Below are 23,906 nucleotides of genomic sequence, written 5' to 3' on the forward strand. Positions count from 1 at the left end.
CTTTGGCCGTTGTGCCGCTGCCATTGATCATCGTCACTGGCGCCCCACAGCCAGTCGTCGCCTGCGCCGCCGTAGATCATGTCGGTGTTTGGGCCTTCATATTCCAGATGGTCTTTGCCGTCGTTGTCATAGATGGTGTCAACACCCGTGTCAGTCTTGCCCAAAACATAGGTGTCTTCTCCCGCCCCGCCTTTCAGCCAGTCATTGCCCGCGCCGCTTTCCATACGGTCGTCTCCATTGCCGCCATACAGGCGGCCTCTGCTGTTTTACCGCCAGACTGTGGCGTCAAAACCTGTGTCCGCTGAAAGCGGAAAGTCATTTGTATTAATGCTATTGACAACTGAAAAATGTTTGCCCATGTAGTCGGCAATTATTGGCGTCATGTGCTTCCTAAACTCATCATATTCAGCGATGTCCCTTCCATTCATCCCTGCGGGAAAGCTTTTTCTAAAAGCATAAGCAGCATCTGCAAGCAGCGCATTGATAAACGTGTGGAAAGAAGTGTCATAATGATCCTTTCTGGTAGTCAAGGGAAGGAATGATGGCGATCTTATTTCTTGAAAAAATGGCTTCTTGCTCAGAGAATGTCTGACAACCAATTATCTGATAATCAAAATACGTTTCAAGTATGGGATGTCCGTTACCCAAGCCAATAAACGTATGTCTGGCCAACCACCCTCCTGATGGAAGATAGTTAGAAAATTCCGCGAGCTTTTCATTCGTTTTCGCATCGAGTATGGTAGTCTTATATTCCATTGTGGGCATGGCCATATTTTTTACACGAATGCCGCCAACCACATTCCGTGTCACAGATTTTCCGTAAGCTTTGGAAAGATCCGTATTTCTTAGGCCATGAGATTTGCACAGGCGATCAATTTGATATTTGCCAATGTGTTCATCAATGACCATCAGATGAGCAACACCAACAACAATAGCTACGCGCGTGAAAAACACCACAGCAGGCGGGCATTTCAGTCTATAGGTCAGCCATTTGCTCAGCGTAATCGAAAACCTGAAAAAGATGATGAATACGGCCAAGGTAATGATTCCGAGCATGCCAAGCCCCTTTTAATCAACTGACGCACACAGATGAAAGTTCATCTTGCTACCTTTCAAACAGGATATATTGCATCCGCAAGCAATGCGTTGATATAGCTGCGATGGATGGAGATCATGATGAGCCTTTCACTCTACGATGGAAATCTGATTGTTGGCGTATTCTCCTTGATAATAAAAACATTTCGAATGGATAAACATTGGACTGCTGCCATTTATGCCGACCCAGGTATATGTGGTGAGCCATCCTCCTCCGGAGGTTCCATATGCGCGAAAAGTGGCCAAAGTCTCTTTTGTTTGCGCATCGGTCAATGATATGAAGTCTTCTTCTATCGGAAGCGCGGTATGTGGCACAAACCCGCCTTCAGTCCGGTTTATTATTACTTTTTTTCCTTTTGCCTTTGATAAGTCAGCGCTCGAAATACCATATCTTTTGCATAGATACTCATATTGAATAGCCCCAATAATCTCATCCGCCAACATCAGCGGAAAAGCGCCAATCACAATAGCCAAACGCGTGAAAAACACCGCAGCGGGCGACCATTTCAGTCGGCAAGTCAGTCATTTACTCAGCGCGATCAAAATCCTGACAAAGACGACAAACGCACCCAAAAGTAATAATCCAACCATGAGTCATCTTTCGTCTTGTTATCGTTCACAAGAATCAGGGCAACAAGAATTGACAATCCAAAATTCGTCAGCAATGAATTTCGCCAATTGAGGTGTCATGCGTCTAGATAAGATTTTATATATACCTGCATCCATATTTATTTCCCCCTCTTGGCAAATCAACATATGAAGCATCAGCAAGCAATGCATTAGTATAGGCAGAAAAAATGTTGCTTATTGTGAATCTCCTTTCTGTAAAAGATCTTTAATACCAACCATCAGAGAGATATTTTCCGTATCCTTTGGAAAACAAATACCTCCAGTATTATTGCCCAGTGATGCTGCATCCGCAATGAAGCTGGGATCATTTTCACAAAAAGTATAAGAAAAAAATACTTTTTCTGTATCCATGTCATAGTATTCAACGTCCGTGCAGAAGGTTGGAATAAAATATCCATATTGTTTTCTTCTCTTCTCTGTTACACTGGCACGTCGCACACTTTGCCAGTTAGGCTCGAGTTTTACGTTAATCTTTCGATGACATAGATATTCAAACTGAATCGCGCCCACAATATCCCTAGAAAATAATACAAAAAATATACCAAAAAAGACTCCCGCGCGCAAAAGAAATAATTTATTGGGTGACAGCGACCAACCGAAAATCTTGACCAGCCGGTTGCTGATCATCACGGCAATCAAGATGAATCCGCCCAGAATGGCGTATGCAATCATTCCTATCATGCACCGATTCCTTATTTAGAGAATATACATATCGACAGACTGTTTCTGAACAATGAGCCTCACGCCAAAGACTCTGCCGCTTCACGTCATGTGGACAACCAGCAACATTGCGATCTGCTCTCAACGGGACGCTTTATACACCCTGTTTTTGCTTATGCTGGCCCTTATTTCATGAAAAGCGTGAACGATTTCCGCTTTTCAGGCCCAATATCCGATAGGGGGCGACATTGAGATGATGAACGGCATATCCGGCTGATGACGAAGAATTGGCATTGATGCCGGATCGGGCCGCGCCGGTGTATTCAGGCAGTCGCAGTCCCCAAAACGCGCCGCCGCCCTGGGAGAGGTCTTGTTTCAGTCTTTTTCCATGTGCCGCGTCAGAAAAATTTGCGTATTTCTTCCAATGGCGCATGCGGTCTGATAAACGTCTTGTTTTTGATGATCCGCTCGCATGCCTGGTGGCGAAGCTTTCAGTTATGCGGTTCTTGTCTTTGAACCAGTGTTTGCCTGCGCGTCGTTGGCTCACGCGCTGGCCGTCAGGCGGAGCGCGGCGGCCAGCCAGCGAGTACAGTCACGAGTTTTTTGTTCTGCCCGTGCATATGGACACAACTTTTTATTCGTTTGAAAACGCAAGGCCGTGCGCCATGATCGCGGCCTTGGTGGTTGAATGACCCATGTCTGACGCTGACTTTTCTTTTTTGCATTCCTTTCGCGATGCCCAGCCTGCCGCGCCCGCCTTGCCAGCGGGCGCTTTTGATGGGGCGGGCGCGCCCATGATTGCGCTGGATGACATCACACTGGATTACCCCGGCCCCGGCGGGCAGACCGTGCGGGCGCTGCACGGGGTGAGCCTGCGCATCCAGCCTGGGGAGGTGTTCGGCATCATTGGCCGCAGCGGGGCGGGCAAAAGCTCGCTGGTGCGCTGCATCAATTTGCTCAACCGGCCCACACAGGGGCGGGTGGCCGTGGCGGGCACGGATTTGATGGCGCTGCCGCCAGCCAGCCTGCGCGCGGCGCGGCGCGAGATTGGCATGGTGTTCCAGCATTTCAATTTGCTGTCTTCGCGCACGGTGTTTGACAACGCGGCGCTGCCGCTGGAGCTGGCGGGCATGGGCCGCAGCGAAATCCGCGAGCGCGTGACGCCGCTGCTGGAGCTGGTGGGGCTTTCGGCGCTGGCCGATCGCTATCCGGCGCAGATCAGCGGCGGGCAAAAGCAGCGCGTGGGCATTGCGCGCGCGCTGGCCAGCCGCCCGAAGGTGCTGCTCTCGGACGAGGCCACTTCGGCGCTCGATCCCGAAACCACGCGTTCCATCCTGGCGCTGCTGCAGCAAATCAACCGCGAGCTGGGGCTGACGGTGGTGCTGATCACGCACCAGATGCAAGTCATCCGCCAAATCGCGCACCGCGTGGCAGTGATGGATGCGGGCCGCGTGGTGGAGCAAGGCGCCGTGCTGGACGTGTTCACGCGCCCGCAGCAGCCCATCACGCGCAGCCTGATTGACGAGGTGATGCCGCAGACGCTGCCCACCAGCGTGCGCGCGCACATGGCCGCGCTGCACGCGGCGCTGCCCGCCGGGCACGCAGGAAGGCTGCTGCGGCTGATTTACGCGGGCGAGCGGGCCGAGCAGCCGGTGCTTTCGCGCCTGATTCGCGAGCACGGGGTGGATGTGAGCATCCTGCACGGGCAGATGGATGAAATCCAGGGCCAGACTTTTGGCTCGCTGGCCATTTACGCCAGCGGCCCCGCTGGCAGCGTGCAGGCGGTGGCTGCCGCGCTGGCAGCCAGCGGCGTGCAGGTGCAGGATGTGACCGATGAAATGAAAGCGGCAAGAGCAAGCGACGAGATGAAAGGCCCGGGCCATGTTTGAACACTTCACCACTGCCATGCTGGAGCTGTTTGCCACTTCGCTGTGGGAGACGGTGCTGATGGTGGCCATTTCGGGCCTGGCCGGCGCGCTGCTGGGCGTGCCGCTGGGCGTGTTTCTGCGGCTGACGGATCGCGGCGGCGTGCTGGAAAACCGGGCGGTCAATGCCGTCACGGGCGCCATCGTGAACGCGGTGCGCTCCACGCCTTTCATCATCTTGCTGGTGGCCATCATTCCGTTCACGCGCTTTGTCGTCGGCTCGTCCATTGGCACGGCGGCGGCCATCGTGCCGCTGACCATTTCGGCCATTCCCTTTGTGGCGCGGCTGGTGGAGACGGCGCTGCGCGAGGTGGATTCGGGCCTGGTGGAAGCCGCGCAGGCCATGGGCGCCAGCACGCGGCAAATCGTCTTCAAAGTGCTGCTGCCCGAGGCGCTGCCGGGCATCGTGGCGGGGCTGACCATCATGCTGGTGAGCCTGACGGGCTATTCGGCCATGGCGGGCGCCATTGGCGGCGGCGGCCTGGGCGATCTGGGCATCCGCTACGGCTACCAGCGCTTTTTGCCAGACGTGATGCTGGCCGTGGTGGTGATCCTCATCGTCTTTGTGCAGCTGCTGCAAAGCCTGGGCGACTGGGCGGTGCGCAAGCTCAGCCACAAATAACGCGCTGGCTTTCCATCCCATTGATTCAAAAGGAAAACACATGAAAACACGCACTTTTCTCCGCACCCTGCTGGCCGCGGCTTCAACCGCCGCGCTGCTGGCTCACGCGCCGCTGGCGCTGGCTGGCGGCCAAACCACGCTCAAGGTGGGCGTGACCGCCGGCCCGCACGCCGAAATCATGGAGCAGGTGAAAAAGCAGGCCGCCGCGCAAGGGCTGGACATTCAGGTCGTCGAGTTCAGCGACTACGTGCAGCCCAACGCCGCGCTGGCCTCGGGCGACTTGCAGGCCAACAGCTACCAGCACCAGCCCTATCTGGACCAGCAGGTGGCCGACCGGGGCTACAAGATCGTGAGCGTGGCCAAGACGGTGGCCTTTCCGATGGGCGTTTATTCCAAAAAGCACGCCAGCCTGAAAGACCTGCCCGAAGGCGCGCGCATCGGCATTCCCAATGACCCTTCCAATGGCGGCCGCACGCTGCTGCTGCTGGAGGGGCAGGGCCTGATCAAGCTCAAGCCCGGCGCGGGCCTGCGCGCCTCGCCGCTGGACGTGGTGGAAAACCCGAAGAAGTTCAAGTTCGTGGAGCTGGACGCCGCGCAGCTTGCGCGCTCGCTGGCTGACCTGGACGCCGCCTCGGTGCCCACCAACTACGCCCTGCCCGCCGGGCTGGATCCGAAAAAGCAGGCGTTGGCGCTGGAAAAGGCCGACACGCCCTACACCGGCGTGCTGGCCGTGCGCGAGCAAGACAAAAACCAGCCCTGGGTGCAGGCGCTCATCAAGTCTTACCAAAGCGCGCCGGTGCGCGACTTCATCAACGAGCACTTCAAGGGCGCACTCCTGCCCGCGTTTTGAAGGCGCTGAATTTGCTCTTTAATCCATAGCAATACGTCCCCGCAAAATGGGCGACAACGCCCTTTTTGAAGGCCCTGAATTTGCTCTTCTTTTTGAAGAGTCTGGCGTCTCTCCCCTCCTTCTTCCACCCTGCCCCTCAAAGGAAACTCCGCCATGATCAAGCTGCAAAAACGCGCTTTCATCCGCACCCTGCTGGCCGCCGCCTGCGCCTTCGCCTTCGCTGGCGCGGCCCAGGCCGAGAACGTCAAGCTCAAAGTCGGCGTCACGCCCGGCTCCCACGCGCTGGTGATGGAGCAAGTCAAGCCCCTGGCCGCCAAGGAAGGCATTGATCTGCAAGTGATCGAATTCAACGACTACGTGCAGCCCAACGCCGCGCTGGCGGCGGGCGATCTGGACCTGAACTCCATGCAGCACAAGCCTTACCTTGACCAGCAAATCAAAGACCGTGGCTACAAGTTCGCCATCGTCGGCACCACGCTGACCGAGCCGATCGGCATCTACTCCAAAAAAGTGAAATCGCTGGCCGAGCTGAAAGAAGGCGCGCGCTTTGGCATTCCCAGCGACCCCTCCAACGGTGGCCGCGTGCTGCTGCTCTTGCAGGAAAAGGGCCTCATCAAAATCAAGCCCGGCACGGGCCTGACGCCCTCGCCGCTGGACGTGGTGGACAACCCCAAAAAGCTCAAGTTCGTGGAACTGGACGCCCCCCAGCTGCCCCGCTCCCTGCCTGACCTGGACGCCGCCGGCATCAACACCAACTTCGCGCTCGAAGCGGGCCTGAACCCCAAAACCGACGCCATCACGCAAGAAGGCCCCAACGGCCCCTACGCCAACATCCTCGTCGTGCGTGAAGAAGACCAGGCCAAACCCTGGGTGGCCAAGCTGCTCAAGGCCTACCAGAACGACACCATCCGCAAATACATCGACGAAAAATTCAAAGGCGCCGTCATCCCCAGCTTCTGAGCGCCTGCCCAGAAGCTGGCCGTGAGGGGCAAAAGCGTGAATTGAAATGGGCGGCAAAGCGCAGACCGCCCGAATCCGCGCCTTGCGCATCCACGGACAAACTTTGAACAGGCCCTAACGCCTCTGCGCACAGGGCATGGCCGCGCCGCCATGCCCTGTGCCCCTGCTGCCCCTTGCCTGCCCACAGAAAGCTTTCCCATGCCCAAACTCACCTTCTTGCGCGCCCTCTCGCGCGCGCTCTCGCCCGCCTTGCTGGCCCTGGCCGCCGCGTGCCTGCCCCCTGCCCTGGCGGCTGAAGAAATCAAGGTCGGCGTCACTGCCGGCCCGCACGCGCAAATCATGGAAGCCGTGAAAAAAGCCGCCGCCCAGGACGGCCTGCAAATCAAAATCATCGAATTCGGCGACTACGTGCAGCCCAACGCCGCGCTGGCCTCCGGCGACCTGCACGCCAACAGCTACCAGCACAAACCCTATCTGGAGCAGCAAATCAAAGACCGTGGCTACAAACTCGTCAGCGTGGCCGACACCGTCACCTTCCCCATCGGCCTGTATTCCAAAAAAGTGAAATCGCTGGACGAGCTGAAAGAAGGCGCGCGCTTTGGCATCCCCAACGACCCCACCAACGGCGGTCGCGTGCTCCTGCTGCTGCAAGAAAAGGGCCTCATCAAGCTCAAACCCGATGCCGGCCTGAAAGCCACCCCGCTTGACATCACTGAAAACCCGAAAAAACTCAAATTCGTGGAACTGGACGCCGCCCAGCTGCCCCGCTCGCTCGACGACCTGGACGCCTCCGCCATCAACACCAACTTCGCCCTCTCCGCCGGGCTGGACCCCAAGCGCGACGCCATCGCGCAGGAAAGCCCCAAAGGCCCCTACGTGAACATCCTCGTCGTGCGCGAACAAGACCAGAGCCAGCCCTGGGTGCGGCAGCTCATCAGCGCCTACCACAGCAACGCCGTGCGCCAATACATCGACCAGGCATTCAAAGGCTCCGTCACCGCCGGCTTCTGAGCGCCTGCTCAAAGCGCGGCTTTGCCCGACGGCAGCCGCGTTTCCCCTTCCGGCAGGCGGAAAGCAAAGCGGGCTTTCCGCCAAAACACCGCGCCCGCCGATAACCCCTTCCTTGCAGGCAGCTCTCCTTGCGAGAGAAAACAAAACGCTCAGACAAGCGAACTGGGCCGGTTCGCGCACGCCCTTTGAAACCGGCCTTTTCCGGCAAGCCAGACGCCCGCGCTGGCAAAGCATGAAAGCAGCCAGAAGGCCTTGCAAACCCTTCATGCCTTCACGGGGAATTCGCTCCCATACCAATAGCAAGAGGTCCTAGTGGAACCTGCGCAGAGCGGCATTTTCACCCCTTCAAATTTGCTCCGTTTTTGATACGGTTTGGCAGCAGGCCGTCCAGGCCGCGCCTGCTGCGGGGGAGGGAGCGCCTGGCTAGCCGCTGAGGCCTGTCAAACCGTCTGCGTGGGCCGGTCGGAGTGCAGGACGCCGCCCAGCGCCACTTCGATCTTGCTGCGCAGGTCGGCGGCCTTGTCGTCTTTGGGAAAGCGGATGCCAATGCCCTGCGTGCGGTTGGCCGAGGAGCGCGCGGGCGTGATCCAGGCCACTTTGCCAGCGATGGGGTAGCGCTGCGTGTCGTGCGGCAGGGTGATGAGCACGTAGATGTCATCGCCCAGGTGGTATTCGCGCGTGCTGGGAATGAAGATGCCGCCTTCGGCAAAGATGGAGATGTAGGCGGCGTAGAGAGCGGCTTTTTCCTTGATGGCCAGCTGGATGACGCTGGGGCGGGGCGTGTGGAGGGAAGCGGGAACGGTGCTCATGAGATGTGAATGGCGTATCAGTTTGTTGCCTTGGCCGAGTTTAGGGCCTGCCGGGCGCTGCTGGCAAGGTATTCGAGGGTGAGGCCCGCGTTGAGCGGGTGTTCGGCGTTGCGGGCGGCTTGCGCGAGCTGGCCCCACCACTTGGCCAGCGCGGGCAGGGGCAAGGGGCGCGCGGGCAGGTCGGCGGCGGCGAAAAAGCGCGGGGGCGCGCCGGTTTGCGCGGCCATGAGATCGGCGCAGAGCTTTTGCAAGCGGGCCACGATCTCGGCCGTGGGCAGGCTGGCCAGGGCGCTGGCGTCGCCCTGGGCCAGCGCTTTGGGCAGGCGCGCCCATGCGGCGGCGGCTTGCTGGCCGTCGTCGAAGGCGGCCTTGGCTTTTTTGGCCGTGGTCCGGGCTTCGGCCTGGCTTTCGGCGCTGCGGGCCAGTTGCAAGGCGGCGGCGGGGCGCCCGCCTGCGGCTTGCAAGAGGGCGGCTGCGGCGGCTTCGTGCACGCCGCAGGCGGCCAGCCACGGCAGGGCTTCGGCGGCATCGGGCCAGCGCAGGGTGTGGGTCAGGCAGCGGCTGCGGATGGTGGGCAGCAGCAGGTGGGCGGCCTCGGTGGCGAGCACAAAGCGCATGTCGCCCGGCGGCTCTTCCAGCGTTTTGAGCAGGGCGTTGGCGGTGACGGCGTTCATGCGCTCGGCCGGGTAGATGAGCATGGCCTTGCCGCGCCCGCGCGCGCTGGTGCGCTGGGCGAATTCGATGGCGTCGCGCATGGCGTCCACACGGATTTCCTTGCTGGGCTTGCGCTTTTTCTCGTCGATTTCGGCCTGCGCCTTTTCGGGCAGGGGCCAGCCGCGCTCCAGCATGTGCGTCTCGGGCATGAGCAAGACGAAATCGGCATGGGCATGCACGTGCAGGCTATGGCAGCCGGGGCACTGCCCGCAGGCGCCCTGGGGCGTGGGCGCGTCGCACAGCCAGGCGGCGGCCAGCGCCAGCGCCAGCTCGAACTGCCCCAGGCCGGAAGGGCCTTGCAGCAGCCAGGCGTGGCCGGGGCGGGCCAGCAGCTCGGCGGCCTGGCGGGCAATCCACGGGGGCAGATGGGAAGAAGGCATGGGCAGTCAGTTCAGAAAAAGGAGCGGATTTGAGGGGGTACAAAGCGGCGTTCGCGCAGTTTTTACTAGGACCTATTGCTATTGGAAAAGGAGCGAAAATCAAGGTGCCAAACCCTAGCCGCAAGGCGCAAAAGGCGGGTTCAGCCCGCTGGCCCGATCCACCCGCGCTCTTGCAGGGCGGCCAGGGCGGCGCGGCGCACGGCGGGCGCGGGCTGGGCGGCGTCAATGCGGACAAAGCGGCGGGCGTCTTCGGCCATGCGGCGGGCGTAGGCGCTGCGCACGGCTTCAAAAAAGGCCAGGGGCTGGGCTTCAAAGCGGTCGGGCAGGCGCGCGCCTTGCAGGCGGCGGGCGGCTTGCGGCGGGGGCAGGTCAAACCAGAGGGTGAGGTCGGGCCGGGGCGCCTGCCCGCAATCGGCCGGTTCGGCGCCCCTTTCGTTGTTTGCTTTGTGGCTTGCCCCGTTGTGCATCTGGCCGTGCATGAGGTCATGGTCCAGCGCGATTTGCTCCAGCTGCGCCAGCGCCTGCCATGAAACGCCCCGGCCGCCGCCCTGATAGGCAAAGGTGGCGTCGGTGAAGCGGTCGCACAGCACGGTGCGGCCTTGCGCCAGCGCGGGGGCGATGACGGCGCGCACGTGGTCGCGCCGGGCGGCGAACATGAGCAGCGCCTCGGTCATGCCGTCCATTTCTTGCCCTTGCTCGAGCGCCAGGCCGCGCAGGCGCTCGGCCAGCGGCGTGCCGCCCGGCTCGCGCGTGCGCACCAGCGCGTGGCCTGCGGCCTGCAAGGCTTCGGCCAGGGCTTGGGCGTGGGTGGATTTGCCCGCGCCGTCGATGCCTTCCAGCGTGATGAACAGCCCTTGTTTCATGGCGCGGCGTTTGCCGGAATGGATGCAGGCGCAGCTGCGGGCTGGCCTGCTGCGGGCGGGTGGGCCGCCGCGTCCTTGCCCTTGTCTTTGCCGTTTCCATCGCTGTTGCGGGAGCCTGGGCGCTGGTATTGATGGACCGCGCGGTTGTGCTCGCCCAGCGTCTGGCTGAAGTGGCTGCTGCCGTCGCCGCGCGCCACGAAATACAGCGCCTGCGTGCTGGCCGGCTGCACGGCGGCCATGAGGGCGGCGCGCCCCGGCATGGCGATGGGCGTGGGCGGCAGGCCCTCGCGGGTGTAGGTGTTGTAGGGGGTGTCGGTGAGCAAGTCGCGCTTTTTCAGATCGCCGTCAAAGGCTTCGCCCAGGCCGTAGATGACGGTGGGGTCGGTTTGCAGCTTCATGCCCGCTTTGAGGCGGTTGATGAACACGCCGGCCACTTGCGCGCGGTCGTCGGCATGGCCGGTTTCTTTTTCAACGATGCTGGCCAGAATGAGCGCTTCGTCTGCCGATTGCAGCGGCAGGCCCGGCGCGCGCGCGGCCCAGGCGGCTTGCAAGCGCTCGTCCATCAGCTTCAGCGCCTGGCGCAGCACGTCCAGATCGCTGCTGCCGCGCGCGTAGTGGTAGGTGTCGGGGAAAAAGCGCCCTTCCGCCGCCACGCCGGGCTGGCCCAGCGCGGCCATGATGGCCTCGGGCGTCATGGTGCGCGTGTCGCCCTTCAGGTGCGCGGCCTTGGCCAGCGCGGCGCGCATCTGGCGGAAAGTCCAGCCTTCAACGAAGGTGATGCTTTGCACGATGCGCTCGCCGCGCAGCAGCTTGCCCAGCAGCTGTCCGGGCGTCATGCCTTGCGTGATGGCGTAGTCGCCCGGCTTGATCACGCCGCGCGGCTCTTGCGGACGCTGCCACTGCCGCCACAGCAGCGCCGCGCGGAAAAAGCCGTGCAGCAAAGGCTCCGGGGCGCGCACGCCCGCCGCCTGCGCCTGCTGCGCCGCCACTTTCAGCGAAGCGCCGGGCGGCACGCTCATCTCCACCCGGGGCGCAGCCAGCGCCAGCGGCTGCTGCGCCCACCAGGCCAGCGCGCCTGCTGCCGATGCGGCCAGCGCGGCCAGCAGCAGCAGCCATTTCAGCAGTTTCTTCAATGCCCGCACTGGCCCTACCCGAATCCTGAATCAAAACGGGCCATGATAATTCAGCGCATGACCGCCCCAGCCCCCCAGATTCCCTCTGCGCCGCCCGCCCGCCTGGCCCCGTTTTTCGCTTTTTCCGCCGAAGGCGCTTGTCCCCTGCCCATGCTCGGCGTGCTGCGCGCCAGCGGCGAAGACGCCGCCAAATTCCTGCAAGCGCAACTCACGCAAGACGTGCTTGAAATGCGCCCCGGCGGCCCCGCCCGCCTGGCTGCCTTCTGCACCCCGAAGGGGCGCATGAGCGCCAGCTTCATCATCACCCGCCCCGCCGAAAACGAATTCCTGCTGGTCTGCTCGCGCGAACTCATCGCGGGCCTGGTCAAGCGCCTGTCGCTGTTCGTGATGCGCGCCAAGGTGAAGATCACCGACGCCAGCAGCGCCATCGCCTGCCACGGCCTGATTGGCGCGGCCGCCATCGCCGCCGCCCAAACAACGATTCAGGCTGCCGCGCCTGCCGATGCGGCTTCGCCCGAAGGCCAGGCGGCAAGCGGCCTGCCGCCCTTGCCCCAGCTGGCCGAGCTGCCCCCTGCATGCGGCCTGCCCCGCGCCCTCTGGCTGGCCCCCGCTGGCGCGAGCGCCCCGGCTGCCTCGGCCCTGTCTGAAGACGACTGGCTGGCCGCCGAAGTGCTGGCGGGCGTGGCCCGCATCACCAGCGCCACGGCAGGCGCTTTCGTGCCGCAAATGCTCAATTACGAAAGCGTGGGCGGCGTGCACTTTCACAAAGGCTGCTACCCGGGGCAGGAAGTGGTGGCCCGCAGCCAGTTTCGCGGCGTCATCAAGCGCCGCGCCTTCGTCGCCCATTGCGCCGCCGCCGTGCAAACAGGGCAGGAAATCTTCGTCGGCGGCGACGATCAGCCCGCCGGCCTGATCGCCCTGGCCGCTGCCGCGCCTGGCGGCGGCAGCCTCGTCATCGCGGGCCTGCAAATCGCCGCCGCCCTGGGCAGCGAGCCGCTGCACGCCGGCAACCCTGGCGGCCCCCGGCTTGAGGGTCTGCACATTCCCTATGAGCTGGCGCACGATATTTGATTGAGGGTGGGGAGCCCGCCCCAGCCAGCCCATGAGCAGCCGCAGACACACCTGAACGGATAAAACTGCGCCTTCGGGTTGGCTCCGCCAGCCAGAACGCATCAAAAGAGGAGCAAATCCAAGGGGGTTGGAATGCCACTCTGCGCAGTTTCCACCAGGACGCAGCGCTATGGATTAAGGAGCGAAATTGCTGAACGCCCGGTTTTATTAGCGTTCGGCCCGCGTGCAAGGTCCATGGCGGCGTCTGAAATCGGCAGGGCGCTCGGGTTCAGCGGCGTGGGCGAAAACACCCTGGCGCGCTTGGCGGGCGGCGGCTTCTTGCTCGGCATAAGGGCCTCGGCCTCGTCCATAAGACCAGGCCCAGCCTTGGCGCGCCATGCGGGCGGCCACGTCTTCACCGCCTTTGTCGCGCAGGCGCACGGTGGCAAGCGAGCGGCCCCAGCCATCGCGCGCATGGGTTTGCACGCTCACGCGCTGGTTCAGCGCCAGGGCGATGAGCGCCTGCCGTGCTTGCGCGCCACCGCTTTGGCAGCTTTCAGGCGCATCTACGCCCTGCAGGCGCAGCTTTCGAGCGCGTCCGCCCGCATCGGGGCGCACCCAGAGCGTGTCGCCATCCGTCACCCACGTGACCGTGCCTTGCCAGACATCGGCTCGGGCGCAAGTGGCAGCCAGCAGCAGAAAGGCAGCGGCAAGAAAGCGAGGGAGAGAAAAAGGCAAGAGGAAAGGGTGTGGCAAAAGCATCATGGCGTGAGGCGGGCAATGAAAACATGCGCTGCGAACAACGCCCCCGCATTGTCTGAGGCCATGAGGCGCTTGCGCCCTTTGACTCATATCTGCGCCGCCCCTTTTGAAACGCTCTTCAAGAACCTGTTCGCAATCTGTCCGTGAGCGCAAACAACGCGGACTCGGGTGGGCTGCAAGACCCGCCTGCGGTTTGCGCCTGGCAGTTCATCCCGGTTCCCGATCTTGTGCTCCTCACGGCCAGATCATGAACAGGTTCTGACCACTCGCCACGCTCCGCCACGCAGACAGTGGCCTTCAGACTGGCTCCGTATGCATCAGAAACAGAAGCAAATTTGAGGGGGATCAAAATGCCGTTTCCGCTGGTTTTACCAGGACATCCTGCTATTGATACAGAAGCAAGAAAACGCCCTGCCCTCTTTTCCCTGTGCAGTCCGGCCTTGTGCATCGCTCCCTTCGTTTAGTGCGGAATCCACAGTCATCGCGGCAAGTGCGTCAGCGGCAGGTAAAAAAAAGCGGGCGCCTGCTGCGCCCGCGTGTCACTTTTCAGGCGGCCCGGAATCTGCGGCGGGCCGCCGTTTGCCGCTTCAGCGCCGCAAATCGGCTGGCAGCAGGCGCACGCCAGGCAGCTCGGGCCGCTGGAAGTCCATGTCGATGCCGCCTGCCGCAGCTTGCGGCAGCGGCTCTTGTGCGGCTTCGGCAGATTTGGCCGGGCAGCTTCCGGTCTGGATGTGGTGCAGCGCGGCGGCCAGCAGGCCCTCTGCCGCGTCGCCCCGCTCATGGCTCAGGTCATCCGCCACGGCGCAGGTGGGCGCAAAGCCGTCGGTGTAGCCGCCATAGCCCACTTCGTTGGCCATTTCGACTTCGATGGCGGCGATGGCCTTGCCGCAGTTCTTGCGTTCAACGAAGCCATAGGGCTTGCCGCAGGTGGTGGAGCCAATGAGCACCACTTCCACGCCAGCGCCGCGCAGGCCGTTGATGGTGGCTTCGCTGGCCGAACACGTCCAGCCCGTGGCCAGCACGTACACGCGCGGCAAGCTCAGCTGCGGCAGGGCGCTGCCAACAGCGTGAGTGCCGCCATCCGGATTGGCGCCCACTTGGGTGGTGAAGGGCACCACGCCCTGACGCGTGGCTTCCTGGCGCTTGTCGTTGTATTTCATACGCACGAATGCCTTGCCTTGCACGTGGCTGCCGCCCAGCATGGAAGCCAGTGACCAGGCCTGATACAGCCACCCGCCACCGTTGTAGCGCAGATCCAGCACCACGTCGCTGATGCCTTGCCGCTGCAAGGCTGAGAGGGTGTCGATGAGGCGGTCCTGCCCGTTGTCAATCTCATAGGTGTTGAACTGCACGTAGCCCACCTGGCGGCCGCCCGCCTGCACCACTTTGGATAGCGGCAGCGGGTCTTCCACAACGTTTGCGGCGCGCAGCGTGATTTCGCGCTCGGCAGACGTTGGCGTGTCGCGCACGGTGAAGGTCACGCTCGCTCCTGTGGGCGGCCTGTACCAGGAAAGGTAAGTGGCCGCCAGCACGTTCACCAGCTGCGCCCCACGCTTGAGGCCCGCGCGTTCGGCAGGCGAATCTTTGAGCACGTAGGCCACGCGCCGGGGCTGGCTCTCCGTCCAGTACACGCCGTAAGAAGGGCCGGAAGGAGAGCGCTTTTCGTTATCTTGCAGCGTGCGGATGTAGCTGAAGCGGTCCTTGGGCTTGCCGCTGTGGTCAAGCGTTGCGATCCGCAGGCTGTTGAAATAGTCTTCCACCGTGCCGGTGACGTTGGCGGAGCTGTCACGGATTTCGCTGTACCACAGATAAATCTCGTCCATGTGCGAGCGGATGAACCGGCGCTCGCCGTCGGCCGTGCATACGTTGGCCAAGGTTTCGGAGGGCGGAAATTGCTGCGTGCCAGGCGTCGGCGTTGTTGTGGGGGTTGGCGTCGGCGTAGGCCTTGGCGTTGGTGTTGGCCTTGGTGTAGGCGTGGATGTAGGGCCTGGCGCAGGGGCGTCGCCATCGCCGCCGCCACAGGCGGCCAGCGCCACAGCCAGCACCAGCGGGCTTGCGAATCGCAATTGCATCTTTTTCTCCTTGAGTGCAAAAAAAGCGACTTTAACGGCATATTCGCCGCTTTTCATGCCAAATGCATTGATTTCGCCAAGATTTGTAAATCATCGTTACGAAACGCCCTCACACTCGCCGCGCCTAGCTGCAACAGCGCCAAATAAGTGAAATCGCTCAGACACGTGATGACAAGAAAGGTCTGCGCGCGCATGCTGGTCAGTCGTTCTCATGCGCTAGGCTGCGCGGAGCTGATCCGTTGCGCTACGGCTCTGTAGAGGATTCCACAGATCAGCATCAACCACAACACCAGCAGCTCCACGCTAAAAACCCGCTCCCGGCCGCTGGCGCAAAAGCTCGCGCTCTCTGCCCCAAGGCCCGGTTCCGGGCAAAAAAACGCCCCGGCCAAAGGCGCGGGGCATGGGCAGAAAACAGACGCAGGCTTTACGCACGCTTTTTGCGCCGCCGCCAGGCTGCCGCGCCGCCCAGCAGGCCGCCCAGCGCCGCCAGACTCCAGCCTTCCAGCGTGGGCACAGGCGTGGCAGCGGCAGCAGGCGCGGGGCGCCAGTCGCAGACCGATTGCGTCACGGACTGCACGCCCAGCCACATGCCGCCGCCGCCCGTGTCGTAAACAGCAAAAGCCAGCTCGTTTTCGCCCGTTTTCCACTGTTCATTCACATGGGCCCCGCCGCCCAGCGTAAAGGCCCCGGCAGGCGTCACCATCATGCGCTTGCCGTTGAGATACACGCCCACCACCCTGTCGTCCGCCCGCAGATTGGCCAGGCCATGCGCATTGGCAGGAAACTGCAATTTGTAAGTAGCCGGATTCACCGTGGCGTCCAGCTTGAAGCGATAGCGCATGTAGTACAGGTGATTGGCGGGCAGTTGCGGCTGGCCCGCCGGCAGATAGCTGCCAATGAAGATGCCCGGATAGTTCGCGTGCGGGGGAGAAAAAGTCAGGTAGCGGTCAATCTCGTGTCCATTAAAAAAGGCCCAGGTCAATGTGCTGGGCAGCGGATCGGAACCCGTTGACTGCAATGCAAAAGAAGCCGTCGCGCGTTCCCAGCGCGGCTGGTTGCCCCGGTCGGCATCTGTCGCGCTGCCATTTTTGGCTCGGGTATTGAGCTGCGCTTCAACCGTATCGGCATTGGCGGGCCGGTTGGCGTCGCAATAAAAAGTGGGCGGTGTGCCAGGGGGCGTGATGGCGCTGGCTGGCGCTGCGACGAACAGACCGGCTAGCGCGCCCAGCGCCAGGGCGGTCTGGCATGGAATTCGGCGTTTCATTTCAATCTCCTGAAGCAAATGAAAAAACAGGGGGATATTACCTATGTTGATCAAACCGCAAGCGCAGGGCGCGCCGCCGTTTCCCCAAAATGCTCAGAGTCTGTTTGCAATCTGACCGTGAGGGGCAAAAAGAGTGGATCAAGGCGGGCCGCCAGGCGCAAACCGCAGACGAGCCTGACAAAGCCACTTTCTGTCCTGCGAAGCGTTTGCAACGCCTGCAGACTGTTTGAGGCTGATTTCGCTTCCACGGACAGATTGCAAACAGGCTCTCAATAGTCCGGCTGCCAATCCACGGTGATGCGGCCGGCTGCCAGGTCCACCTCGTCCACATAGGCGGAGACGAAAGGAATCAGGCGCTCTTGCGGTTTGCCGTCTGCGCCCTCAAAGGCCAGCGCCAGCGTGGTTTGCGGCCCGGCAGGCAGCAGCTCGCGCACCTGGCCCAACGGCACGCCTTCGCGGTTGAAAACGGCCAAGCCGATCAGATCAACCCAGTAGTACTCGCCCTCGGCAGGCGTGGGAAAGGATGAGCGGGCAATGAAAATGCGCGCGCCCTTGAGCAAATCGGCGGCATCGCGGTCATCCACGCCCTGCGCGCTGGCCACCACGGCATCGCCATGCGCCTTGACTTGCCGCACGAGCAGGCGCTGCGGGCCGTCGAAATGACGCGCGCCGCGCGCGGGCGGCAGCAAAAACCAGCGTTTGGATGAAAAAAGCGCCTCTGGCGAGGCGCTGTAGGGCTGGACCTTGAACCAGCCTTTGATGCCCCAGGCGTCCTGCACGCGGCCCACTTCCACCGCGTCATCAGGCAGCTCGGCTGCTTGCAGGGGCCAGGTGGCGCCGGGCACGGCTTGCAGGCCTGTGCTCAGGCGGCGGGCTGGGCCTTGGCGGCCTGGCGGGCCAGGCGCTCGACGGTGGGAGAAGCCTGCGCGCCCACGCTCTTCCAGTACGTCAGGCGGTCTTGCGCCAGACGCAAGCCCTCTTCGCCTTCAACGGCGCGGGGGTTGTAAAAGCCAATGCGCTCGATGAAGCGGCCATCGCGGCGCACGCGCTTGTCAGCCACGACGATGCTGTAGAAGGGGCGGGCCTTGGAGCCACCACGGGAAAGACGGATAACGACCATTGAAAATTTGCCTTGAAAAGGTGTTGCGGCGCGCGGCCCGTGGGGTCATTGGGCCAGGCTCCGCGAGGGGACTTCTCCGGCCCGCGAGACACACGACATGGCCACCCGGCCAGCGGCGAACCGAAAAACGGCGGATTATATGAGGCGCGCCTCTCCTTCGCGCGGGCTGCTGCCATCGCGGCGCAGTCACAATTCGGGCTTTTGCTTTTGCCCTTCGCTTCAGGCTTTCGCGCCTCTCCCCCTTTCTTTTCTTTCACATCCGCCATGCAGCGCGACTACGCTCCCGCACCGCCTCCGCAAGACATCACCGTCCACACCGCCTCCCGCGTGCTGGAGTTGCGCTACGCCAGCGGCCAGACGCTGCGCATTCCCTTTGAGCTGCTGCGCGTGTATTCGCCTTCGGCGCAAGTCAAGGGCCACGGGCCGGGGCAGGAGGTGCTGCAAACCGGCAAGCGCGACGTGCTCGTCACCGGCATGGCCCCCGTGGGCCACTACGCCATCCAGCCCACGTTTTCAGACGGGCACGACAGCGGCATCTACACCTGGGACTACCTCTACTTTCTTGGCTCGCGCCAGCAGGCGCTGTGGCAGGAATACGAGCAGCGCCTGGCCGCCGCTGGCGCGCACCGCGACGACGCCATGCCCGAAACGGCGGGCCGCAGCTGCGGCAGCCACTGAAATTCCTCTTCACTCAAACAGAAAGCCCCTCATGGCCAGCACCCATTTCGGTTACGAATCCGTTGATGAAGCCGACAAGGCCCGCCGCGTGCGCGGCGTCTTTGACTCCGTCGCCAGCAAATACGACCTCATGAACGACCTCATGTCCGGCGGCCTGCACCGGCTCTGGAAGGCTTACGCCGTCATGGTGGCCAACGTGCAGCCCGGCCAGCGCGTACTCGACATCGCGGGCGGCACGGGCGATCTGGCGCGCGCCTTCGCCAAAAAGGCGGGTGATGGCGGGCAAGTCGTGCTCACCGACATCAACGAAGCCATGCTCCGCACGGGGCGCGACCGCCTGCTCGACGCCGGCCTGGCCCTGCCCACCGTGGCGTGCGACGCCGAAGCGCTGCCTTTTGCCAGCGGCCAGTTCGACCTCGTCAGCGTCGCTTTCGGGCTGCGCAACATGACGCACAAAGACCGCGCCCTGCGCGAAATGGCCCGCGTGCTCAAACCCGGCGGGCGGCTGCTCGTGCTGGAGTTCTCGCAAGTGGCCCCGCCGCTGCGCAAGCTCTATGACCTGTACTCCTTCAACGTGCTGCCCCGCCTGGGCAAGCTCGTCACGGGCGACGAAGCCAGCTACCGCTACCTGGCCGAATCCATCCGCATGCACCCCGCGCAAGAAGAACTCAAATCGCTCATGAAGGAATGCGGCTTCGGCCACGTGGACTACCACAACATGACCGGCGGCGTGGTGGCCCTGCACGTGGGCGTCAAGTGTGAATAAGCCTGTCTTCTTGCTCCTGAACTCATAGCATGAAGTCCTGGTCGAAACTGCGCGAAAGCCATTTTTGACCCCCTTGAATTTGCTCCGCTTTTTAATGATGGAGCCGGGAGCTGTCCGCCGCCATGTCGCTCAAAAGCCTGCCCCCTGACGCCCGCCCGCGCGAAAAGCTCCTGGCGCGCGGCCCCGCCGCCCTGGGCGACGCCGAGCTGCTCGCCATCTTGCTGCGCACCGGCACCGCCGGGCGCGGCGTGCTGCAAATGGCGCAGGAAGTGCTCAGCGCCTTTGGCGGCCTGCACGGCCTGCTTCAGGCCAGCGGCGAAGACCTGCGGCGCATCAAGGGCCTGGGCGGCAGCGCCAAGCGCGCCGAACTGCTGGCCGTGCTGGAGCTGACCCGCCGCGCCCTGGCCGGGCAGTTGCGCCAGCGCCCCGTGTTGCAAAACCCCGCCACCGTGCGCGACTACCTCCAGCTGCACCTGGCCAGCCGCCCGCAAGAAATCTTCGCCGTGCTGTTTCTTGATGCGCAACTGCACCTCATCGCCTTTGAAGAAATGTTCCAGGGCACGCTCACGCGCAGCAGCGTCTATCCGCGCGAAGTCGTGCGCCGCGCCCTGCACCACAACGCCGACGCGCTCATCCTCGCCCACAACCACCCCAGCGGCCACGTGCAGCCTTCGGCGGCAGACGAAGCCATCACCCGCGAACTCACGGCCGCCCTGGGCCTGATCGACGTGCGCGTGATCGACCACTGGATCGTCGGCCCCGGCGGCGCGGCCTGCTCCCTGGCCGAGCGCGGCTTTTTTCTGGTCTGAAAGCCCGGCATGAAAGCCCGCAGCCTGAAAGAGCTGAAAAAACTGCGCCAGCAATTTGCCGCCGCCCAGGCACAGGCAGCGAAAGAAGCGCAAGCAGCCCAAACGCGCCAGCAGGCCCAGGCCCGCCAGCGGCAAAGCGACCACGCCCTTTTCTTGCGCGCCATCGGCGCCGTGCAGCCGCTCAAAGCCAGCGCCCGGCATGAAAAAGCCGGCCAGGCCGCGCGCCCCGCCCCGCTGCCCCGCCAGCGCCAGCAAGACGAGCGCGCCGCCCTGCGCGAAACCCTGTCCGACGAATTCGACGCCAGCACCCTGCTGCACGTGGACGAACACCTGAGCTACTTGCGAGCCGGCATCGGCCCCGACGTGCCCGCCCGCCTGCGCCGTGGCCAGTGGGCCGTGCAGCGCCAGATCGACCTGCACGGCCTGCGCGTGGACCAGGCCCGCCAGGCGCTGGCCGCCTTCATCGCCGCCGCCTGCCGCAGCGGCGTGCGCTGCGTGCGCGTGGTGCACGGCAAAGGCCACGGCTCGCCCGGCAAAACCTCCGTGCTGCGCGCCAAAGTGCCCGGCTGGCTCATCCAAAAGCATGAAGTGCTCGCCTTCGTGCAGGCCCGCCCGCCTGACGGCGGCGCCGGCGCGCTGCTGGTGCTGCTGCGCGCGGCGTGATAGACGCCGCCCGCGCAACCCGCGCGCAGGCGCAGGCCATGATGAATCCACTCCGCCATTTCGCTCCTTTATCAATAGCATGAGGTCCTAGTGGAAATTGCGCTGAACGGTATTTTCAGCCCATCAAATTTGCTCCTGTTTCTGACATTCGTCCTGTAGCCGCCCGCCAGCGCTGTCCCCCGGGGCGCTAGCTGGGCTGCACCAGGCCCTGTTGAGAATTACCAAGACTGAATCACACGCTTGTCCGTGCTTCTTCGCCCTGCTTCGCCAGGCTTGCCCAGGCAGTGCGGGGCCATCAGTGCCCACTGCTTGTCGCTCATACTCTTTTTTCCATGGCGGGATTGCTGCACAAGAGCAGGATTCTCAAAAGGCCCAAGGACATGGGGCTGGCCCAGAAAATGAGCGCAGCGGATCGCGCTATGAACAGGCTCCTACTTCAGACTGCGCGTGGCGCGCTGGCAGATGCGGCGGGTGGCAGCGGCGTCGCTCGACTCCAGCCACTGGGCGCAAAGGGCGCGCACCCAGGCGGGCTGGTCTTTGGCTGCATCGTTGAGCCAGTTGCTGACGGAATCCTGCGCGTAGGCGCTAGGGTCGGCGCGCAGGGGCGCAAGCAAAGGCAGAGCGCGGGCCGGGTCGGCCTTGAGTGCGGCAATGTGCGCGCACCACACGCCGCGCGGGCGCAGGGCTTCGCTGGCAAAGCGGCGCAGGCGCTCGGAAGGGCTGGCAGTCCATTCGGCCAGCAGGGCAATGGCCGCGTCCAGCTCGCGGGCGAGGTGGGGGCGCTGCGCCAGCCAGGCCCATTCGCGCACGCCAAAGTGCGGGTCATCGGCCAGGGAGCGTGTGGCTTGCAGGCGCTCGCGCAGCGGCAGCTCTTGCGCACCGATGGCAAAGCAGGCCCAGCCGCGCACGGTGTCGCTGGCGTGCGCCTGGCAGGCAGAGACGGCGCCGGGGCCCAGCGCTTGCAGCAGCAAAGCGCCCATGCGCGCCATGCGCGCGGCAATGCCCAGCTGGCAGGCGGCGCGCGCCTGTTCATCAATGGCGGCGGGCAAGCCGGGAAAGGCGGCGCGCAACAGGCGGGCCTGGTCGATGGCCAGAATTTCAGGCAGCGTGGCGCTGGCGATGTGGCCTTCATTGAGGGCTGCGAGCGTCTCCGGCGGCAGATCGGCGGCGCGGCGTGCGCCTTTGCGGGGAGCGGGAGCGGTCATGGCTGGGTCAGAAAGTGGTCAGGCAGCTAGCTTATCCAGCGGGCTGACCAAGTGTTGGCGCTTGTCTGGCATGCGTGGAGCGGCACAAGAGGCGATCCAGCGGCTGTGCTCGTCAAAAACCGCCTGGCCAACACGCACCTCCTATGGAGCGGAATCAATGCGCTGGAGGCGGCGGCCGCTGCTATCGGCTTGGCGTTCGATAAGGGCCTGCGCTCCAAGGCAACCAGCAGACCGGTGACAGGGGCGCAGCTCACGCCCGCTTGTTCAGCCGGTTGGTGCAGGGCAGCCCTTCTGGCTGCGCGCATTCAACAGAAAAACAGCATGAAGTCCCCTTCGGAGAGGCCGCACGCCCAGCCGTGTGGCGCAGCCGCCCTTCAGCACGGCGACCAGCGAAAACACATGCAGGACAAACTCTTAAAGGGCATTCCTGCCATGCCCCAGCCTCACACCGCAGTCTGATCAGCCCCATGCGACACAGCCAGCAATGAAGCGCCTCCCGCAGTCCGGCCTGCTGAATCACACCAGAAACAAGAGCGAATTCAAGGGTATCGAAATGCCATTCTGCGCAGATTCCACTAGGACATCATGCTATAGATAGCAGAGCAAGAAACGCAGTGCTTGCACCCTGTCCATTCGTTGCCTGCGCCCTGCTCCTCGTGCAGGCCGGAGTGTGAACGGCTCGCAAGAAACGAAAGCCAGCCAGCGCGCAGCAAACCCGCGCGCCATTTTTCGCGGATGCCCATGAACAAAAGGCGGCTTTGCAGGCGGTCAGCGCGCTTGCTGATCGCGTTTTCTGGCTGCGTTTCCCAGCCACGGGCAGGCTCCAGACTGCGCCGTTTTTCACGGAATCGGGCAGCAAGCGCGCCACTTCCCTACCCAAAGGCCACTCTTTGAGGCATCATGCAAATACGCTTTTTCATGGTTTGAATTTCGTGCCCGTGCAAAGCCGCCGAGCCTGTTCCCCGCCTGGCCGCAAGAAAGGGAAAAGCGAACTGCAATGAAGTGGCACGCCCAAGCCCAGAACAAGCCTGCTTTTGTGCTTTTCCGCCTGGCGGAAATGGGCCTTGCGCCGTAAACCGCCCGCGCCCGCTTCTTCGCGCCACGGACGGAATATGAACAGGTTCCGGAAAGACAAAAAACGCATCAACCGCCTTGATGCCCCCGCATCATCACCATGACCGATTCCATCCCTGCCGACACGCCCGCCCTGCGGCTGGGCGTCTACAAGCTGCCCACAGCCGAGACGGCACTGGTACAGACCCTGCTGCGCCTTTACGCCTCCAGCGGCGCGTGCCGCTGGATTTACGCCAGCGCCCCGCCCTACGATGCCCTGCTGGCTGATGGCTCCACGCCCGAAGGCCAGAGCCATGAACTGGATGGCATGGCCACCGTCGTGCTGCGCCTGACGCGCAAGAGCGAAAACACCTCGCACGAACTGCTGGAGCGCCCCATTCGCCCCGACCGCTTCCAGCAATGGCTACAGAGCGTAGAGCGCGATTTGCGGAGGACCGCCGCGCCGCCCGGCTCTGCCAGCGGCGCACGCTTTCGCCTGCTGCGCTGGCCGCCCGCCGCCATGCTGCACGACAACGCCGAGAACATTCGCTTGGCGACCCTGCTGTCGCGCCGCTATCTCAGCGCGCGGGAGCTGGCCGCCATCAGCCGCCAGCCTGAAGCGGCCTGCCTCGAATTCATCCAGGCGCTGCAATCCGCCCGGCTCCTCAGGGCCGAGGACAGCGCGGCGGCCTCCAGCCTGGTCCAGCCCGCCTCCAACGCGCCGCAGGCGCAACCCCAAACGCAAGCGCCCAAACGCTTCTTCAATATAGGTTTGATACAAAATATTAGGAAACGTCTTAATTTTTGATTGA

At 63.0% G+C, this 23,906-nt stretch carries 27 protein-coding genes; 11 read left to right on the forward strand and 16 right to left on the reverse strand.

Annotated features, from left to right (window positions below):
• The 6 genes from QB898_RS07760 to QB898_RS07785 all read right to left on the reverse strand — a co-directional run.
• Positions 1–224 (reverse strand): hypothetical protein (locus QB898_RS07760; RefSeq protein WP_279524478.1); only part of this gene is annotated, 224 nt, incomplete at its 3' end.
• 42 nt (positions 225–266) lie between these two features.
• The gene (locus QB898_RS07765) at positions 267–530 is read right to left on the reverse strand and encodes a hypothetical protein (RefSeq protein ID WP_279524479.1); all 264 of its coding nucleotides are present in this window, start codon (positions 528–530) and stop codon (positions 267–269) included.
• Positions 505–1,056, reverse strand: coding sequence for a hypothetical protein (locus tag QB898_RS07770; protein ID WP_156304215.1), 552 nt, complete (start codon positions 1,054–1,056; stop codon positions 505–507). The genes QB898_RS07765 and QB898_RS07770 overlap by 26 nt, the downstream gene beginning before the upstream one ends.
• A 129-nt stretch (positions 1,057–1,185) precedes the next feature.
• Positions 1,186–1,584, reverse strand: a complete 399-nt coding sequence (locus tag QB898_RS07775; protein ID WP_279524480.1) for a hypothetical protein — start codon at positions 1,582–1,584, stop codon at positions 1,186–1,188.
• A 315-nt stretch (positions 1,585–1,899) separates the two neighbouring features.
• The gene (locus QB898_RS07780; protein WP_279524481.1) at positions 1,900–2,406 is read right to left on the reverse strand and encodes a hypothetical protein; all 507 of its coding nucleotides are present in this window, start codon (positions 2,404–2,406) and stop codon (positions 1,900–1,902) included.
• Between the two features lie 169 nt (positions 2,407–2,575).
• On the reverse strand, positions 2,576–2,932 hold the full coding sequence (locus tag QB898_RS07785) for a hypothetical protein (protein ID WP_279524482.1): 357 nt from the start codon (positions 2,930–2,932) through the stop codon (positions 2,576–2,578).
• A gap of 247 nt (positions 2,933–3,179) precedes the next feature.
• Between QB898_RS07785 and QB898_RS07790 the strand changes: the two genes are divergently transcribed.
• From QB898_RS07790 to QB898_RS07810, 5 genes are all read left to right on the forward strand, one after another.
• Complete coding sequence (locus tag QB898_RS07790; RefSeq protein WP_279524534.1) at positions 3,180–4,274, forward strand: methionine ABC transporter ATP-binding protein; 1,095 nt, start codon at positions 3,180–3,182, stop codon at positions 4,272–4,274.
• Positions 4,267–4,932 (forward strand): methionine ABC transporter permease, encoded by a 666-nt coding sequence (locus QB898_RS07795; RefSeq protein WP_279524483.1) that lies wholly within the window; start codon positions 4,267–4,269, stop codon positions 4,930–4,932. The genes QB898_RS07790 and QB898_RS07795 overlap by 8 nt, the downstream gene beginning before the upstream one ends.
• A gap of 40 nt (positions 4,933–4,972) precedes the next feature.
• The gene (locus tag QB898_RS07800) at positions 4,973–5,782 is read left to right on the forward strand and encodes a MetQ/NlpA family ABC transporter substrate-binding protein (RefSeq protein ID WP_050716194.1); all 810 of its coding nucleotides are present in this window, start codon (positions 4,973–4,975) and stop codon (positions 5,780–5,782) included.
• Positions 5,783–5,935: 153 nt separating this feature from the next.
• A complete protein-coding gene (locus QB898_RS07805) occupies positions 5,936–6,742 on the forward strand; it encodes a MetQ/NlpA family ABC transporter substrate-binding protein (RefSeq protein ID WP_279524484.1) in 807 nt (268 codons plus the stop codon).
• A gap of 198 nt (positions 6,743–6,940) precedes the next feature.
• Positions 6,941–7,753: a MetQ/NlpA family ABC transporter substrate-binding protein gene (locus tag QB898_RS07810; RefSeq protein WP_279524485.1), complete on the forward strand. Its 813-nt coding sequence runs from the start codon at positions 6,941–6,943 to the stop codon at positions 7,751–7,753.
• Positions 7,754–8,193: 440 nt separating this feature from the next.
• Here QB898_RS07810 and QB898_RS07815 read toward each other — a convergent pair whose 3' ends face one another.
• The 4 genes from QB898_RS07815 to mltG form a co-directional block, all read right to left on the reverse strand.
• Complete coding sequence (locus QB898_RS07815) at positions 8,194–8,562, reverse strand: PilZ domain-containing protein (protein WP_279524486.1); 369 nt, start codon at positions 8,560–8,562, stop codon at positions 8,194–8,196.
• 17 nt (positions 8,563–8,579) lie between these two features.
• A complete protein-coding gene (locus QB898_RS07820; protein WP_279524487.1) occupies positions 8,580–9,656 on the reverse strand; it encodes a DNA polymerase III subunit delta' in 1,077 nt (358 codons plus the stop codon).
• A 140-nt stretch (positions 9,657–9,796) separates the two neighbouring features.
• A complete protein-coding gene (gene tmk / locus QB898_RS07825; protein WP_279524488.1) occupies positions 9,797–10,519 on the reverse strand; it encodes a dTMP kinase in 723 nt (240 codons plus the stop codon).
• Positions 10,516–11,652: an endolytic transglycosylase MltG gene (mltG, locus tag QB898_RS07830; RefSeq protein WP_428982771.1), complete on the reverse strand. Its 1,137-nt coding sequence runs from the start codon at positions 11,650–11,652 to the stop codon at positions 10,516–10,518. The genes tmk and mltG overlap by 4 nt, the downstream gene beginning before the upstream one ends.
• A gap of 57 nt (positions 11,653–11,709) precedes the next feature.
• Between mltG and ygfZ the strand changes: the two genes are divergently transcribed.
• Positions 11,710–12,723, forward strand: coding sequence for a CAF17-like 4Fe-4S cluster assembly/insertion protein YgfZ (ygfZ, locus tag QB898_RS07835; protein WP_279524490.1), 1,014 nt, complete (start codon positions 11,710–11,712; stop codon positions 12,721–12,723).
• 207 nt (positions 12,724–12,930) lie between these two features.
• On the opposite strand, the gene QB898_RS07840 is transcribed toward ygfZ, so the two are convergent.
• The 5 genes from QB898_RS07840 to rpsP form a co-directional block, all read right to left on the reverse strand.
• Complete coding sequence (locus tag QB898_RS07840) at positions 12,931–13,440, reverse strand: thermonuclease family protein (protein ID WP_279524491.1); 510 nt, start codon at positions 13,438–13,440, stop codon at positions 12,931–12,933.
• A gap of 611 nt (positions 13,441–14,051) precedes the next feature.
• Positions 14,052–15,536 carry a S41 family peptidase gene (locus QB898_RS07845; RefSeq protein WP_279524492.1) on the reverse strand — a complete coding sequence of 495 codons (1,485 nt, stop codon included), beginning with the start codon at positions 15,534–15,536 and terminating at the stop codon, positions 14,052–14,054.
• A 424-nt stretch (positions 15,537–15,960) separates the two neighbouring features.
• Positions 15,961–16,800, reverse strand: coding sequence for an IPTL-CTERM sorting domain-containing protein (locus QB898_RS07850; protein ID WP_279524493.1), 840 nt, complete (start codon positions 16,798–16,800; stop codon positions 15,961–15,963).
• Between the two features lie 269 nt (positions 16,801–17,069).
• A complete protein-coding gene (gene rimM / locus QB898_RS07855; protein WP_279524494.1) occupies positions 17,070–17,645 on the reverse strand; it encodes a ribosome maturation factor RimM in 576 nt (191 codons plus the stop codon).
• A 17-nt stretch (positions 17,646–17,662) separates the two neighbouring features.
• A complete protein-coding gene (rpsP, locus tag QB898_RS07860; protein ID WP_050716185.1) occupies positions 17,663–17,920 on the reverse strand; it encodes a 30S ribosomal protein S16 in 258 nt (85 codons plus the stop codon).
• Between the two features lie 264 nt (positions 17,921–18,184).
• Here rpsP and QB898_RS07865 point away from each other — a divergent pair, with 264 nt between their 5' ends.
• The 4 genes from QB898_RS07865 (at position 18,185) to QB898_RS07880 (ending at position 20,836) form a co-directional block, all read left to right on the forward strand.
• Positions 18,185–18,598 (forward strand): gamma-butyrobetaine hydroxylase family protein, encoded by a 414-nt coding sequence (locus QB898_RS07865; RefSeq protein ID WP_050716184.1) that lies wholly within the window; start codon positions 18,185–18,187, stop codon positions 18,596–18,598.
• Positions 18,599–18,629: 31 nt separating this feature from the next.
• A complete protein-coding gene (gene ubiE / locus QB898_RS07870) occupies positions 18,630–19,364 on the forward strand; it encodes a bifunctional demethylmenaquinone methyltransferase/2-methoxy-6-polyprenyl-1,4-benzoquinol methylase UbiE (protein WP_102284374.1) in 735 nt (244 codons plus the stop codon).
• A gap of 122 nt (positions 19,365–19,486) precedes the next feature.
• Entirely contained in the window at positions 19,487–20,173 is a 687-nt protein-coding gene (gene radC / locus QB898_RS07875; RefSeq protein ID WP_279524495.1) for a RadC family protein, read from the forward strand.
• A gap of 9 nt (positions 20,174–20,182) precedes the next feature.
• On the forward strand, positions 20,183–20,836 hold the full coding sequence (locus QB898_RS07880; protein WP_279524496.1) for a Smr/MutS family protein: 654 nt from the start codon (positions 20,183–20,185) through the stop codon (positions 20,834–20,836).
• Positions 20,837–21,267: 431 nt separating this feature from the next.
• On the opposite strand, the gene QB898_RS07885 is transcribed toward QB898_RS07880, so the two are convergent.
• Entirely contained in the window at positions 21,268–22,041 is a 774-nt protein-coding gene (locus QB898_RS07885; protein ID WP_279524497.1) for a DNA alkylation repair protein, read from the reverse strand.
• 1,174 nt (positions 22,042–23,215) lie between these two features.
• Here QB898_RS07885 and QB898_RS07890 point away from each other — a divergent pair.
• Entirely contained in the window at positions 23,216–23,902 is a 687-nt protein-coding gene (locus QB898_RS07890; RefSeq protein WP_279524498.1) for a hypothetical protein, read from the forward strand.
• Positions 23,903–23,906: the final 4 nt, after the last annotated feature.

The sequence above is a fragment of the Ottowia cancrivicina genome (genome assembly GCF_029813755.1).
In the GTDB taxonomy this organism is placed as follows: domain Bacteria; phylum Pseudomonadota; class Gammaproteobacteria; order Burkholderiales; family Burkholderiaceae_C; genus Ottowia; species Ottowia massiliensis.